The organism is Bacillus sp. EB106-06-01-XG163, assembly GCF_058791615.1.
On record NZ_JBYTDS010000006.1, the window covers coordinates 74971 to 90077 of the forward strand.

At 47.9% G+C, this 15107-nt stretch carries 14 protein-coding genes; all 14 read right to left on the reverse strand.

Annotation, left to right across the window (positions count from 1 at the left end):
• Positions 1 to 8: 8 nt before the first annotated feature.
• The 14 genes from AC3WTF_RS09165 to AC3WTF_RS09230 all read right to left on the reverse strand — a co-directional run bounded on the left by AC3WTF_RS09165 (position 9) and on the right by AC3WTF_RS09230 (position 14876).
• Positions 9 to 560 (reverse strand): cysteine hydrolase family protein, encoded by a 552-nt coding sequence (locus AC3WTF_RS09165; RefSeq protein WP_003152033.1) that lies wholly within the window; start codon positions 558 to 560, stop codon positions 9 to 11.
• 96 nt (positions 561 to 656) lie between these two features.
• Positions 657 to 1055 (reverse strand): YueI family protein, encoded by a 399-nt coding sequence (locus tag AC3WTF_RS09170; RefSeq protein WP_003152031.1) that lies wholly within the window; start codon positions 1053 to 1055, stop codon positions 657 to 659.
• A 65-nt stretch (positions 1056 to 1120) separates the two neighbouring features.
• The gene (locus tag AC3WTF_RS09175; RefSeq protein WP_007408681.1) at positions 1121 to 1369 is read right to left on the reverse strand and encodes a YueH family protein; all 249 of its coding nucleotides are present in this window, start codon (positions 1367 to 1369) and stop codon (positions 1121 to 1123) included.
• Between the two features lie 72 nt (positions 1370 to 1441).
• Positions 1442 to 1663 (reverse strand): spore germination protein, encoded by a 222-nt coding sequence (locus AC3WTF_RS09180; protein ID WP_020956273.1) that lies wholly within the window; start codon positions 1661 to 1663, stop codon positions 1442 to 1444.
• Between the two features lie 61 nt (positions 1664 to 1724).
• Positions 1725 to 2831, reverse strand: coding sequence for an AI-2E family transporter (locus AC3WTF_RS09185; protein ID WP_007408683.1), 1107 nt, complete (start codon positions 2829 to 2831; stop codon positions 1725 to 1727).
• Positions 2832 to 2967: 136 nt separating this feature from the next.
• The gene (locus AC3WTF_RS09190; protein WP_003152023.1) at positions 2968 to 3204 is read right to left on the reverse strand and encodes a DUF2642 domain-containing protein; all 237 of its coding nucleotides are present in this window, start codon (positions 3202 to 3204) and stop codon (positions 2968 to 2970) included.
• Between the two features lie 137 nt (positions 3205 to 3341).
• The gene (locus tag AC3WTF_RS09195) at positions 3342 to 3872 is read right to left on the reverse strand and encodes an HD domain-containing protein (protein ID WP_007408684.1); all 531 of its coding nucleotides are present in this window, start codon (positions 3870 to 3872) and stop codon (positions 3342 to 3344) included.
• 163 nt (positions 3873 to 4035) lie between these two features.
• On the reverse strand, positions 4036 to 4767 hold the full coding sequence (locus AC3WTF_RS09200; protein ID WP_032867179.1) for a (S)-benzoin forming benzil reductase: 732 nt from the start codon (positions 4765 to 4767) through the stop codon (positions 4036 to 4038).
• Between the two features lie 60 nt (positions 4768 to 4827).
• A complete protein-coding gene (gene essA, locus AC3WTF_RS09205) occupies positions 4828 to 5301 on the reverse strand; it encodes a type VII secretion protein EssA (RefSeq protein ID WP_042635455.1) in 474 nt (157 codons plus the stop codon).
• 7 nt (positions 5302 to 5308) lie between these two features.
• Entirely contained in the window at positions 5309 to 8440 is a 3132-nt protein-coding gene (esaA, locus tag AC3WTF_RS09210) for a type VII secretion protein EsaA (protein WP_492314238.1), read from the reverse strand.
• Positions 8437 to 12912, reverse strand: a complete 4476-nt coding sequence (gene essC / locus AC3WTF_RS09215) for a type VII secretion protein EssC (protein WP_327992285.1) — start codon at positions 12910 to 12912, stop codon at positions 8437 to 8439. The genes esaA and essC overlap by 4 nt, the downstream gene beginning before the upstream one ends.
• A 54-nt stretch (positions 12913 to 12966) precedes the next feature.
• On the reverse strand, positions 12967 to 14253 hold the full coding sequence (gene essB, locus AC3WTF_RS09220; protein ID WP_039063744.1) for a type VII secretion protein EssB: 1287 nt from the start codon (positions 14251 to 14253) through the stop codon (positions 12967 to 12969).
• A gap of 14 nt (positions 14254 to 14267) precedes the next feature.
• Positions 14268 to 14507: an ESX secretion system protein YukD gene (gene yukD, locus AC3WTF_RS09225; RefSeq protein WP_007408690.1), complete on the reverse strand. Its 240-nt coding sequence runs from the start codon at positions 14505 to 14507 to the stop codon at positions 14268 to 14270.
• Between the two features lie 75 nt (positions 14508 to 14582).
• Positions 14583 to 14876, reverse strand: a complete 294-nt coding sequence (locus AC3WTF_RS09230) for a WXG100 family type VII secretion target (protein ID WP_003152013.1) — start codon at positions 14874 to 14876, stop codon at positions 14583 to 14585.
• Positions 14877 to 15107 lie beyond the last annotated feature (231 nt).

Consider the following 15107-nt stretch of genomic DNA (forward strand, 5'->3'; position numbering starts at 1 on the left):
CCCCTTCCTTACTCTGCCACTTGCGCTCCGATGCTGTTCTTAAAATGGGACAGGGCCCATTCATGCCCTTCCGGATTAAAGCTGGCCACAGCGTTTTGATGAATGACAATCTGAAAGCCCTTGTTGTAGGCGTCAACCGCCGTGTGAAGAACGCAGATGTCCGTGCACAGGCCCGCAAGATGCAGCTCAGTAATCTGCCGTTCCCGCAGTTTCAGCTCTAAATCCGTTCCCGCAAAAGCAGAATATCTCGTTTTTTCCATATAATTTACGTTTTTTGCGTGTTTATGTTTCTCATAAAGAGGCGATAGCCTTCCGTACAGCTCTTTGCCCTCCGTGCCGTTGATATTATGCGGAGGAAAAAGGCGTGTCTCGGGATGAAAGTCATCGTCTGCATCATGCGAATCTACCGCAAAGACAACGTAATCACCGTTTTCTATAAATGCTTGCGTCAAACTGACAATCGTATCTTCAATCTGTCTCGCGGGTTCTCCGCAGGTTAATGCCCCGTTCTCTGCTGCAAAATCATTCGTATAATCAATGCATATAAATGCTTTTTTCATAGCCGGCCTCCCCGCCATTCATATGAAAACCATTATATCCTATCTCCACTTGTAAGTGAATTGGCATTGTAAAATGACAAACGGTGTTTTGCCCTTTTAAGATTTCAGGAGTGAGCGCTGAAAAATGTCATCCTGTACGTAAATGCCGTCAAGGTTCACGGCATAATCGGCGGCAAAAACCAGGCCCAGCGGCGTTTCGAATTGAAGATCCGATATGACGGAGCTTCGGACACCGGCAAGTGCGGCAAGCTTCATATATGGTGAATAAGCATGATACGGGAGCCTTCCGTTTATATAGAGCACCGCGTCTTTTCGGCTTTTCAGCGCCTGTTTCACTTCTTCATACGGCTGCTTTTGCAGCACCTGCCCCTTCGTCAGGGCAATGATGACTCTTTCACGCAGCGAGCCTAAAAATAAATGGCGTTCATCCGGTTTCGTCTGCAGAGGGCCGTACATCCCCTGCTGTAAATAAAGGTCAACCGTTTTGTCGCTCATCGGCCTGTCCCTCCTCAGCTTGTTTTACAATTATCTCCCCGGACGGGACGCGGTAAACCGCTTCGTTACATTTCAGCCACCCAATGGGAGATCTTGCCGGCGAGCTCTCCGGCGGGTTCTTCTTCAATCAGCTTGCTGAATGATTGGAAAAGCCGCTGCGCCAGCGCCTTTTTCTCTTCCTCATAGGAAATGATCGTGCTCCACTCAAGTTCCGGAACGGCTACAAGGGTATGCTGTTCTTTTTTATTTTCATGCAGATATACATCACCGATCATTCCGGACTGCACGGTAATATTCGCTTTTCTGATTTTCATAAAAAATTCCCCTTTTATAAAGACTGATTCTATTATACTACAAAAAAGCGACAGCCTCCTAAAAGGAGGCTGTCACGCGTTAAACCAATCAGGTTCGTCAAACACATCGATGTCTTCAAAGCGCGTTGTGCTGAATTTATTAGTGACTTTGACAAAATCTCCGGAATGAAACGCCCCTGCCCCCGCGCCTGAGTGGTCAACGGCTTTGGGAGAAATGGCAAACACGTCACCGAAGCTCGCCGCAGCGTCTCCGGCTAAACTCATAATATAAATCGGTCCCACAATTGCAGGCATACCCGCACCTCCGCTTTTCTTTACAGCATTTTATGCGCTGCATCGGGAGTTGTGCCCGTTTTTATTTCGGCTTGCGGCTGTCTTCGAGCTTTGACCGCTGACGAAGTTTGATAAGCCGGACGATATTTAAGACGAAAGCTTTTAAAACCGCGTAAACCGGCACGGCCAGAATCATTGCGAGAATGCCGCCGAAACTGCCCGCTCCGATAAGCAGAAGAATAATGGTGAGCGGGTGGGTATTGAGCCGTTTCCCGATGACAAGCGGAGAAAGCAGATTCCCGTCAAGCTGCTGGACGACAACGACAACAATAACGGCAAACAGCGCCTTAGCCGGCGAATCCATAAACGCGATAATCACCGCGGGCGCCGCCCCGAGAAACGGCCCCAGGTACGGAATGATATTGGTGACGGCGATCACCATCCCGAGAATTAACGCATACTGCAGGCCGATGATCCAATATCCGATAAAGCATGCCGTTCCGACAAAGAGACAAATCAGCAGCTGTCCTTGGAAATAGGCGGCCAATGTGACATATAAGTCATTAAATATTTTGCGACCTTCCGCCCGGTAGGAAGTAGGCAGGATTTTAACCGCCAAGAGCGGAAACCGCCGGCCGTCCTTCAGCATATAAAACAAAATGAACGGAACGGTGATCACGACAAGCGTGATATTCGTAACGACGCCGAACACGGCCGACAGGCTTGCCGTAATATTTTGCGGAAGGCTTTGTAAAAATCCCGTCAGAGACTGCTGGACTTTTTCTATCGACACATAATCCTGCGTCATCATCCACGTAAACCATTTGGAATGGGATAATTGCGCCGTCAAGACTTGAATCTGATGAATGTAATCAGGGAAATTGTTAATCAGCCCCGTGACCTGGGAAGCCACAATCGGTCCGATGGCGGTGAACATAAAGGCAATCAGGCCGATGAAAACGAGATAAATGAGCAGGATCGCCAATGTCCGGGGGATTTTTTTCTCAAGCAGGCGTACGATCGGATTAAAAATGAAAAACAAAATGCCCGAGATTAAAATCGGAAAAAACAGAGTGGTGATAAAACCGAAAAACGGCTGAAAAATAAACGAGACTTTCGTTGATACGTAAATAATGAGCAAAACGAGCAAAATTTGCAGCGTCCAAAAATGGACCTTTGATTTCAACAAGCGGTTTCCTCCTATTGTCATGTGAACTTGTACTGTGATTGTACCAAAAAAAGCCGCCGTGCATCTATGTATCTCAAAAAAGAAGACGCACCGGGGTTCTATAGGGCCGCCTCCGGTTTGCGCCTTATTCGTGCTGTTACACGCGTTCGGTATAATCAGGCATGACGGAAACCACATGGCGGTTTCTGATATAAAATACACGGTCATGCGTTTCTTCAATGGCGATGTGATCCGGAGTGGCATCAATCAGCCGTCCTCTGACAATGCGTCTGACGGTTTGAATGATAAACCTTGAGCCGATAAGCTTATGGATGGTCTGATAAACGTAAGGATCCACTAACGAGACGATTTGCGGGCTTCCTTGATGGGCCATTTTCGCTGATCCCCTTTACTATGTTTTCCTTCAGCATATGCAGCGGACAAAGGCTTTGACACAGTACGTCTATCGGAGCGGAAAAGGTGTTAGTGAGCATGCGGAGTTATGTAAGCGGAAAAGGCCGCATGAGTGGCCTAGACTGAGCTTCTTAAGGGATATTGGGCTTGGTCAATTAACTGATCAAGCTTTTGGATTTGTTTGAGCGCGGCCGTGTGATCCATTTGGCGGTAATGGTGATGTCCGCCGGGTTCTTCATCGAGTTCATCCGCTTGTTTCACGATTTGCTGGAGCGTATTCTTGTCCAGTTCGCCTTCAGGCAGATAGGAATCGGTGTGAAGCAGAATCGCCAGCGCAATGTCCTTCGCCGCTTTCGGTTCTTCACCGAGCCGGATGAGCAGCTTATGCGCCCGTTCCGCGCCTTTAATGGCATGGATATCGTTTCTTCTGTACTTTTCATAATCCCATTTGCCGTCTGTGTACCATTCATAATGGCCGACGTCATGCAGTAAAGCCGCTTTCGCCGCAAGGTCCGGGCTGACACCTGCTTTTACGGCAAGACGGTATGCATGAAACGCGCAGGCGATCGCATGGGCGACACCGGAACGCTGTAAATACTTTTGTGCGATTGGATGGGTGAAGACATCCATTAACGTTACATTTCTCATGGAAACCCCTCCTTAATATATTTTTAGAATCCTAACATAAATCGAGAAGAAACTCAATTCATCTGATACATTTCTTATACCCCTTATACGTTGTTTCATTCATCATATGCCGCCGGACCCCGAAGTGATTGTACAAACAAAAAAGAGCAGCGTAAAAGCTGCTCTACAAAAATTCTTTAATATCGTATATCCGTCCGTTTTCCGGCTCGCCCGCGATCAGTGAGTGAATGACGCCGGCGATGTATTCCGGGCTTCTGAGGTTTTTCGTTTCTTTCAGATTGCGGAACCGCTCGATGTCATGGAAATCTTCTTTTGACGAAGAACGGATGACGGCCTGCATGTCTGTATCCATCACTCCCGGCGAGAATGAGATCATGCGGACCGGCAGCTCTTCATCTTCCTGTTCAAACCCAAATGTTCTCGTAAACATATCAAGCCCCGCTTTTGAGCTGCAATACGCGCTCCATCCTTTATAAGGATTTTTCGCCGCGCCCGATGTGATGTTGACAATTGTTTTGCTGCCGCTGAACGCTTCGAAACGCTTTGTGAACATTTGGCTGAGCAAAACGGGCGCCGTCAGATTAAGGGTGTAATGGCGGTTTAATTCTTCGGCGGAAGCCTCTTTCGCCCGCTTGATCGGTTCCACCATTCCGGCATTGTTGATCAGTGTGACGGCGGAGTACCCCTTCTCCTCTGCTTGATCAAGAATCGCCTTCATCTGCCGCTCTGTATCTGCCAGATCGGTTAAATCAACACTGTATTCTGTCAGCCCCTCACGCTTTTCCCCGCTTATCGTTCTTGAAAGCGCGGCGACTTCGGCTCCTTCTTGCAGCGCCTGTTCCGTCAGCGCCCGGCCCAAGCCTTTTGACGCGCCTGTTATAAGAAAAAACTGCATGAAACTCCTCCTTTTTTTCTTATTTTACGGGCTGTCTTCCCGCAAACACAAGCGATCCGTTTACCGCTTTGCCTTTTCCTGCGCCGTGACTTTCGGGATCAAATAGATCATCGCCGCAATCCCGAGGAGGATCAAGACGGCATAAATGACAGGCAGCAGATAAGAAGTCTTTTTCTCCTCCGTTTCCATATCTGCCGAGGTATGCCGCACCGCAGGCTCGGCAAATGTGATACCCAGTTTTTTCGATTGCGCTTTGATCGTATTCGCCTCCGTGTCTGACGATGTAAACAACTTTGATATCAGTTTGTCATCCGGGTTTTCGGCCGGCTGATCAAAGGTAATATCCTTCTGTTCTTTCGGAAGCGCCGTTTTTTCCTCGGAGTAGGCATCGTCGTGCAGGTAATCCGTACGAATTTCAATGTCTTTCTTTTCATATTCATTCGGCTTGACATCAGTATTTTCCTCATTCGCGGCTGCGGCTTGGGGAAGGAAAAGGAAAAAGGAGAGAGCAAACAGCAGCAATCCTTTTTCCATGAACGTGTTACGCCTCATAAGACTGATCACTTTCCACCGTTTTTTCCGCAAACAGCCGAATGACGAGCGGAAGCGCCGCCGCAATCAGCGTAATGATCGCAAGAACCGTTACCCCCATCGCAAACAGATGGCCCGTTCCGTATTGAATATCGATATAGACTTTCGAAACCGGACTGTCAAAGGTGAAGTTCGGCATAATCAGGTCGATCAAAGGCGCCACATAAAAGAGAATGAGCGCGGATGATGCAATCCATCCGGTGATTGAGCTGAAGACAAAGGCTGCCCGGATAAAAGCTGAACTCGCCGCAAGCAAGAGAATCGTAAAGACTGACCATTTAATCGTCTGATCGTCCGGAAGCGAGTAGATATTCAGACCGAACAGACTGATCATCAATCCGACCATAATGTTTAAAATCCCAAAGAGCGCGCCTTTGACAAGAAGCGGCGCCTGCTGATAATACGAGCTGAAATAGCCGATCAGAAGACTGCTGATCAGGACGATCACCAAAATGACGACCGGCGGAACATTCTGAACCCGGTCTTCCGGCACCTCTCCGCTGATTTTAAGCGGGTTGGCGAGATAATCGTAAACATAGCCGTTTTCCTGTCCGTCAACGAGCGCGTTCCCTAAAATGCCGTACACGTCATTTCTGATCAATTTCGTGGAATCGACGTTTTTGCCCCAGTTGCTGTTCAGGGTGTCCGCTTTATGCTGGACATCATTTACGCTTTGCTGCATATTGTCGGTATAGCTAATGATGCCGGACTGGCGTTCTGACAGATGGCCCATCGTGTCAGACATTTGCAGGACTTCGCGGCCGACGGTATCCTGAGCGCCGAGCGCCATCGTTCCGGTTAATCCGTCTCCGCTGAACGCGGCCGCTTCCTGCACGGCGCCTTCAGCCAGCTGATCGGATGCTTTCGCCGCGCTGTCTGAAATGCTGGCGAGCTCATCGAGCACTCCGGCTTGTTCATCTCTGATATACGAGCTGTAGTTATCCGAGAATTCGGTCATGCCTTTAATGAAATTGCTGATGTCTTCATCTGTCTGCATTTTGTTGTTTTTTAGATTTTCCCAGCTTGCTGTTTCTTCCGGTTTGATGGCGAGAACGGTTTGGACTTCGCCTTGCTGGGCTTTCAGCACCCTGTTTTTCACATCAGGCAGCGAGCCCGCGTCAAGAGAGTGATAGAGTGTGGCCTCATACAGGGATAAATCATTATAGTAACTCATTAAATCGGATATCTTTTTTGTATTAATGTCAGCGGCAAATATCTGTTCAAGAGCAGATTTGCGGCCGCTATCCAATGACGGGTAGTTCAAAATGTTCTGTTCTGTTCTTACAATCAATCTGTAAACGGTATTGAAGTCTTGTTTTCTCGTTTCTTTCAATTCCTCTAGCTTTTTCTTTGCACGTTTTTTGACGTCATCAATCTGGTCTTGAAGGCCTTGGATTTCTTCATCAAGAGCATCGAGACGTTTTTTCAGTTCTTCATTATGAGTCTGCTGTTTCTCTTCCAGCTCTTTTTCAATTTGCTGAATGCGCTCTGCGGCTTGGTTCAGCCTTTCTTTCGCCTCAGATATGTCCGTGCCGCCGTCCCCTTCAGAATCGTTCGGGTCGTCCGCCGGCTCATCAGCAGGCGGAGTGACGTTTTTAGCGGCTGTCGCGGCCTGGACGGTTTTTGGCTCCTGATCGCCTGTGTTATCGGAAGCAGGCTGCTCTTCTTTTGTGCCGTCTTCCGTTTTTCCGTCTTCTCCGGGATTCGTTCCGTTATCCGGATCGGTATCGCCGGAGTTTTCACCGTCATCGCCTTGGCCCGGGTTTTCCGGTTCCGGTTTTTCTTTTTCCGGTTCTTTTAATCCGTCAGAAATGTGATTGATTTCAGCGGAGATGCGTTTTAATTCGTCACGCTGATCGTCAAGGTCCATTTTCAGATCGCCGGGTTTTTCTTCTTCCGGTTTTTCTTCTTCCGGTTTTTCTTCTTCTTTCGGTTCATCCGAGCCGTCATCACCCGGGTCCTTTTCCGGAACGGTTAATGCCGGCCGATCCCTTTTCATAAGGGTTTGGATACTGTTCAGTGTTTCAAATCTTGCTTGAGCTTTATATTGAGTCAAATAATTGTCCAGTAAATTGGATTGAATATTCGCCATCCCGTGTTCCTGATCAGGAACCTGCGCTTCTCTCACCTGTTGAGCGGCAAGAAGAGCCGATCCCGTCTGGTCAAGCTGTGTCTGCGCCCGGTTTATGCCTGAAGACAGCCCGCTCATCATCGTGCTGAACTGGTTGGCGGCCTGCTGTGCTTTAATGGCATTCAGTCCGGTTGTGATTTGCTTTTGGTTTTGTTCCTGCGCGGCCATCAGCAGTTTTTTCTGATTTTCTTGATATTGTTTATAGCGCTCGACCGTGTCGGCAAAGTCTTTAAGCGTGGTTTTGGCTTCATCTGCCGAAGTCAATTTTTCTTTTGCCGCGCCCTGCGCTTCATTCATTGATTTTTTCAGTTCGTCAATCAGGTCTTTTTGCCGTTTGATTTCACCTGCCAAGTCATTGGAGCTCGGCTTGTAAAAGTTGTACATGACGTTTTGAAACTCTGATTCTTTATTGACGATCTTGTCAAAATCGCCTCGGACATTGTTCACTTTTTGCGAGACGAAATTCCAATATAATGCCGACATTTTTTTATTCATTGATTTTTGGGCGTCTTCTAGCTCACGCTGCACCTTTTCTTTGTTGACGGCGTTCAGGTTGCTTTGAATATTGAATGTCAGCGTGGCTTTTTGCGGACGCTCCTTGTCATAGCTTAAGATGTCTTTTGAAAAATCGGATGGAATGTAAACGACGGCGTCATACTTCTTAGCCGCCAGACCGTTTTCAGCCGCGCTCCTGTTGACAACCGTCCATGAATAATCCGGACGGCCGCCGAGAGCGGCCGCTACTTCTTTGCCGAAATGGACGGATTCCTCTTCCTCATTTTCATCTGTTTGTAAGCCCATGTCTTCATTCACGACTGCGATTTGGCGGGTGGCGTTGATTTTTTGTTTTCCCGGGTCATCGCCGATAAACCGAAAAAACAGCACCGGCAGCAGCAGAATGATGACGACCGCGGCTATTAATTTGATCAGGCTTTTTCGTTGTTCAGTCATCTGACGGCCTCCCTTTCCGCTGAACATAAAGGTATTTGGATTTTTTGCTCTTTCCCGTTTTCAACCAAATAGCCGAAGCCCGGCTGAATGTCCGGTTCCTGCCTTTGGTAAGGCAGCGGAATGACATTTTGTTCGGATTTTTTCACAAGCAGCATCGCGTGGCGGATCTGTTTCATTTCCGTCGTTAAGGAATCATAGCCTTTTGAGAATTCGCTGTGATTGCCCGCCGGGATAAAACTGAAGCCCACATGCGCGTAAGATTTCATAAACATCGCCAGCTTGTCCTGAATGGCGGTGTCGATCGTCTGCTGGAATCTTGTAATGCCGTCGGCCATTAACACGACCGGAGAGAAACTGAGTTTGTGCACATCGCCATTTTTGACGGCCTGCGCATACTGAGCTTCGCGCTCCGTGAAAATGGCTTCTGCCGTTTCGATCCACTGCCGGACGTCTTCTTTTGTGTCCAGATAGCTGACTTTTGTTTCCTGCGCATACTGCGACAGTCCGCGGTCAATCGAGTCAAACAGCCCGACCTGTTCCGTACCTTCACGCAGCAGGTGATTCAGCATCACTTTCAGGATATTTGTTTTTCCCCGCTGTGTCTGGCCTAAGATAAGGCAATGCTTATTTTTGCCCAGATCAAAGTACACAGGGCTGACCTTTTCCTCATGAAGCCCGACAGGAATGCGGAACGGTTCTTGATCCGGGCCGAGACGGAGTGAAAATTCGCCGGCCGTCAGCCTATCCGGAAGCATCGGAATCGGGTCTGGGCCGGCTGTTCCGGCGTGGCGCTCAGCTAATGCTTTGACATCGGCTTTCAGCGCCTGGAACATCTCGAGGTCATTTTCCGCTTCAGCCGGAAGAAACATTTGCGCGAAAAACAGTTCTTCTTTTTGGATCATCACGCGGCCCGGGATCGGTTCGAGACTGAACGGCGGACGCCCGTAAATGGAGTATCCTTCTGACTGATCCATTAAATAATGGACGACTTTCGTTTTTATGTTGTTTAACAGCGACTGGCGGACGGCGTTTACCCTCGTTGCAGTCAGCAGGAAGTAAATGCCTAAGCTTTGCCCGTCGCGTGAAATCTGGATAAATTCCGTTTCTAATTCATGCATTTCATCTTTTACGATGTCGAAATTGTCAATTGTGATAAATATAAACGGCAGCTCTTCTTCACTGAGCGAATTGTACATTTTGATATGGCTGACTTCTTTTTCTCTGAACAGCCGTTTCCGCCGCTCGATTTCTTCCTTGATGCGGATCATGAATTTTTCGATCTTTCTCATTTGATCCATTAAGAAATAGTCTGCGGTGTGCGGAAGCTTCGCCAATGGCAGAAGCGTGCCGTTTCCGAAATCAAAGATGTACATATGAAGCTCTTCCGGCGTGTATCCTTCCGCGAAGTTCATCAGAAAGGTGATGGCAGCCACTGACTTGCCGTAGCCGGATGAGCCGAAAATGCCGATGTTGCCGTCATCCATCATCGTATAAGCGAGAGGCGCCTGTCTTTGCTGATCAGGCTCATCCACGCAGGCGATGAAGAAGCGGTCTTTTTCCTGCGCAGGGTAAAGCGTGCGCGGGATACGTTCGGCAAGCGGCGGAAGCCACGGGCTCGGCAGCTTTTCAATGCCCATTTCATTTTGAATCCGCTCGATTTCTTCGACTACGGCTTCTATTTCTGCCGGGGCGTCTTTTTTCGCCGCATCATCCGCATCCACCTCAGACAGCGGGATTAAGCCGGTGTCGGTAACGATGGCAATGTCATCCTCGGTGCCGTATACATCTTCCATGTAAGGGGCGCCGCTCCAGGCAGACTGGAACTGCTCATACACTTCGTTATTTCCGACTTGCAAGTAGCCGCGTCCGGTGACCGTAATATTCGCCGCATCACTGTTTTTCAGGATTTCTTTACTGTCACTTGCATCCTGCACTTTCAGCGCGACCTTAAAGCGTGAGTTGCTCCATATTTGGTCGTCAATGATGCCGCCCGGCTTTTGCGTGGCGAGAATTAAATGCACACCAAGGCTCCGTCCGATGCGGGCCGCGCTGACAAGCTCCCTGATAAAGTCAGGCTCTTCGCTTTTCAGCTCGGCGAATTCATCTGAAATCAAAAACAGGTGCGGCATCGGAATCTCCGTTTCTCCCTGTTTATACAGCTTTGTATAGTCATTGATGTGATTGACGCGATATTGATCAAACAGACGCTGCCGTTTTTTCAGCTCGCTCTTAATGGATGCAAGCGCCCTGATACTGAAGTTTCTGCTTCCTTCAATATTCGTGATGGTTCCGAGAAGGTGCGGCATCTTGCGGAACGGCTGGGCCATTCCTCCGCCCTTATAGTCAATCAGCAAAAACGCCGCTTCATGCGGGTGAAAGTGAACGGCCAATGACAGGATGTACGTTTGCAGAAATTCACTTTTCCCGGAGCCGGTCGTTCCCGCCAGCAATCCGTGCGGCCCGTGCGCTTTTTCATGCAGGTTTAAATAGACGATGTCGTCTTTTCCTTTATAGCCGATCGGAACAGCCAGCGATTTTGCAGACTCACTTGTCTCCCACTTCTGCCTGATGCCGATTTCTTTTACTTCCTTCGCATGAAACAGCTCCAGAAATGAGACCGTTTCAGGAATGGAATTCGTCATTCCGACCTGATGGTGCAATGTCCGAAGCGTCCGGGAAAACCGCTCGTTGTTTGTCCGTTCGTGCCTGTCCAGCTTAAACGGGATCTGCACCGCTTTTTTCTGCTGAATGAGAATGTCTCCCTCATCTTCATTAATGTAGCGGACGAGGGTGTGAATGTTTTCCGCCAGGCTTTCCTTCGTTTCCGCGGCGATGATTGCCGAGATGCCGAGATGCTCATGTCGGCCTTCGATGTATTCTAAAATGACGTGCTCTGCGATCAGCTGCTGATTTGTGATGACAAAGACAAAATGCGGCTGGAAGATCTTCTTTTCTTTATCTTCTTCCAAATCCCGCTCCCGCAGCAGCTCGTAAATGGACGATAACAATTGATCGCGGGTCTGTTCATTGTAAATAAATCCTTTCGCGTACATATGAGGCAGCTGAAATTGCGGCAGCCACTTCATCCATTCCCATTCCTTATATTCGTCCTCATGAAAGATAAAGACAAATCGCAGATCATGGTAGCTGTTGAAGAACGCGAGCTGGCCGATCAGCTGGTGAATTTCATTTTTGACGATCTGAGGTTTCCCGACAAGCCCCATCGGCCCTTCTTGTAAATCAACGGTCACGGGCGCATGGCGGATATCTTTATACACACGCTGCATGTGCTGCGACTGCTCCATCAAGTCATCCACATCACGGTTCGCAAGGTCTCCGCCGCTCATTGAAATCTCGTAGCTTGCCGGGACCGTGCCCGTTCCGAGTCGAAGCATCAGAAAATCCCTGCTTTCCAGCGATTTCTCCCAAATGCGGCCGCTGATTTCAGAAGTTAAATATTTCATTTTTTCAAACGGGGGAAAATGATGCGTCAGCACTTGCAGCTGTTTTTCCGACAGCATCTGAAGCTCTTTCCGTTTGCTTTCCAAATACTGCTTGTACACACGCTCCCGTTTTTCCTCCCGTTTTTTCCGCTGGTTTTTTTCACGGAAATACTGCACGGTGGACGTAATGAGAGTCATCATAAACATCGCCAAAGAGACAAGGATGAATATGCCCCTCGGCTGTATAATGGCGACAACCCCCATTACAACCAGCATGACCAAAGGAGGCAGAATGACGAGCCACAGCCCCCGGTTATTCTGTTCGCTTTCCTGCGAGGGAAAGCTGAATGAAACGCGGTCTTCTGGAAGATCGTAGACCATGCGCGGCGTTCTTCGATATTGCGGGTATTTCTTTTTCATTTCGGTGCTTGGTTTTACCGTTTTGGTTAAACCGGTTTGAAGCTTTTCGTGATGAACGACTTCTAAAAGGTCGTCCTCCGTCAGCCTCACACGCAGAAAATTCCACAGCAGCTCATCTCCCGTCCGGAGCCTTTCGGGAGCTTCTGCAAGTATTCCGTTCACATAAACGTCCTGGCCATCAGGGACGACAGACCAGCATCCTCCCGACTTTCGCAGATAAAAAGCCCCTGTTTGAGCGGAGGACGGCTCTTTGTATATATCCGCTTCCTCTGTTTCTGATGAGAAAACGATCTCATCCTTCCCGCCGATAAAATAAACGGAGGATTCTTCTTTGTCAGGGGTGAGCAGAAGCCGCATCGTCTCTTCTTCAATCCGGCAGGGCATTTCATTTCCTATTGTCAATTCGCCGGCACAGTTATTTCCCAGGAAAACATCATAACGATCTGTTTCTTTTCGATAAAGGGTTGCGGCGTTTTGCCGTAACGGAAGTGTGCCGACCGTGATTGTATCTTTCATATCCGGACCGATCGTAATCGGCTGAGACGGCGGGAGTTCAGACAGCTGAATCTTTTGTACGTGCTCTCGGTAAAAGACCCATAACAGACTCATATGGCGAACCTCCTGACAGCCTGATCGTTACCTGCGGCCATTTGATGTGTGCTGTTATTTTTTTTCATCTTTTTTCTCATCTTTCTTGTCGTTCTCTTTGTTATCTTTCGCTTTGTCTTGTTTGCTTTCATCCTGTCCGGCGGAAGCTTCGGCGGTGTCACCGTTTTCCTCCGCTTCTTTATGCTGCTCCTCCGCCTCTTTTTTCGCCTTCGCAAGCTCGCTTTCCACGGCGTCCAGTTCTTTCTGCTTTTCGTCGTCTTTCATACTGTCATCCGCTAATAATTGCTGTTTATATTTTGTAAGTCCGAGCCAGATGTACGGGTTGTACTCAAGATTGCGGCCGATTTTGATGGCTTCTTCATTTTCCCCTCTGCCGATATCAATCCAATAAAGGAAATGCTTCGGGTCTGATTGCAGCGTGACCAGATTCCCGATGTTTTTCCGCTGCTCTTCCCTCAGATTTTCAACTGCCACATAAGAGGAAGCAAGCTCGTACTGGACAGATTCCGGGAGGCTTTCCGCATCGTATTTGGCGAGTGTGTCAATGACTTTGCTGTACTGCTGATTTAAAAAATAGCGGTTGCTTTCCGTAATTGCCTCTTGCTTCGGCTGGGCGAAAAACAGAACGTATAAGGAGTAAAGAAGTGTCGGCACAAGGAGGACGGCAAGCGCCAGACCGGCGTATCTTTGGATTTTCCATTTCTTTTTCGGCAGTTTTATGTATGTCTTGTCCCTTTCTTCGAGGGAATCAATTGCGGTTTGAATGGTTTCTTCCAGTTCTTCAATCGTCTCCGCCTCTAGCACGCTTTTCACCTCAGGAGAGAAGTGAAGCGTCTCCTTGTACTTCAAATATTCATCGAAGGTGTACGCCCCGTCAGCTGCAAGCGCCGCACAGGCTTTGAGCTCTTTTAACACCCTTTCTCTATCTTCCTCATAAGGCGGAAGGCTCTCCTTTACGCCGTAATGAAGAAAGTAAGGCGTCAGCGCTTTATCAAACACGATATTTTCAGGGGCGGCAATCAGATTGAGACGTTTCAGCTTATGCTGTTTCACGGCTTGGACGAGACGGTAGGCAAATTGCCACCTGCTTTTTTTATCTTTTCCTTTTATATAGCGGAAAGCCTGATAAGAAGAAGGAGGTTTGATTGTGATGGTTACTTCGTCTTCTGAAACTGAGACCTCTTTTTGAAAAAAAGGATCAGCATCTTTAATCACGTTTGCTTCCAGCCCGTCAAGAAGCTTGATTTTTTCCCGCTGGAAGGTGAACGTGAAGCCTGATTCGGTTTCTTCCCGGACGGCGTCTAATTCTGTTTCTAAATAAGATCTGTTATGACCTGTCATTCCACCATGTCCTTTCATAAAATTTCAAGGCGGTCTCCGTTCGTAATGCCGCAGTCAGATAGCTTTTGTTCTCCGGAAAAAACCGCTTCTTTATTGACCACTCTGATCCAATAGCCTTCACGCGGCGGAACGGATACATGCTGAGCCTGCCGGGCAATATCAATGACTTTTTTCACAGAATGGTAATCTGACAATCTGAGATCGAAGACGCTGCCGTTATAATGTGTTAAATCTATTGTAATATCGATATACATATTCATATCACCCTTACATAGAAAGAGCGCCGTCTTCTTGATTGAATCAGGCGCTCCGTTTCTTCATTCATCTTATTATCCGCGAATTTGGTTAGCGATATCTTGGTCAGTAGACTCAAGCGTATTTGCCGTTTGATCGAGCTGATGATTCACATCTTGAAGCAATTCAGACATTTTAATAAATGAAGGTTTCAGCTGCTCATATTGATCTGCAAATGCTTCACTTGAAGCACCTTCCCACATGCCTTTCAAATCAGAAATCATGCGGTTCAGGCGGTCAACCTGATTCATGACTTCCTGACTTTCAACGCCATATTGCTTAGCCATCGCTCTTAGCTCTTCGGGTGTGACACGAATTAATCCAGACATATTCCTTATACCCTCCTGTGTCATCAGCCTAAATATGGGCTAATTCACTTATTTTTTGAACGTCATTATTATAAAAACAACCAATCGGCACAGTCAAACAAATCTGTTTTAATTTTACAAAATGAGTCTTATGATATATTGGATTTTTCGTCATATTTACACATTTTGTAAATACAATAGTATGATTTTCTTATTATTTTCGTTTTCATCGAATGATCTCATTGTCCTAGT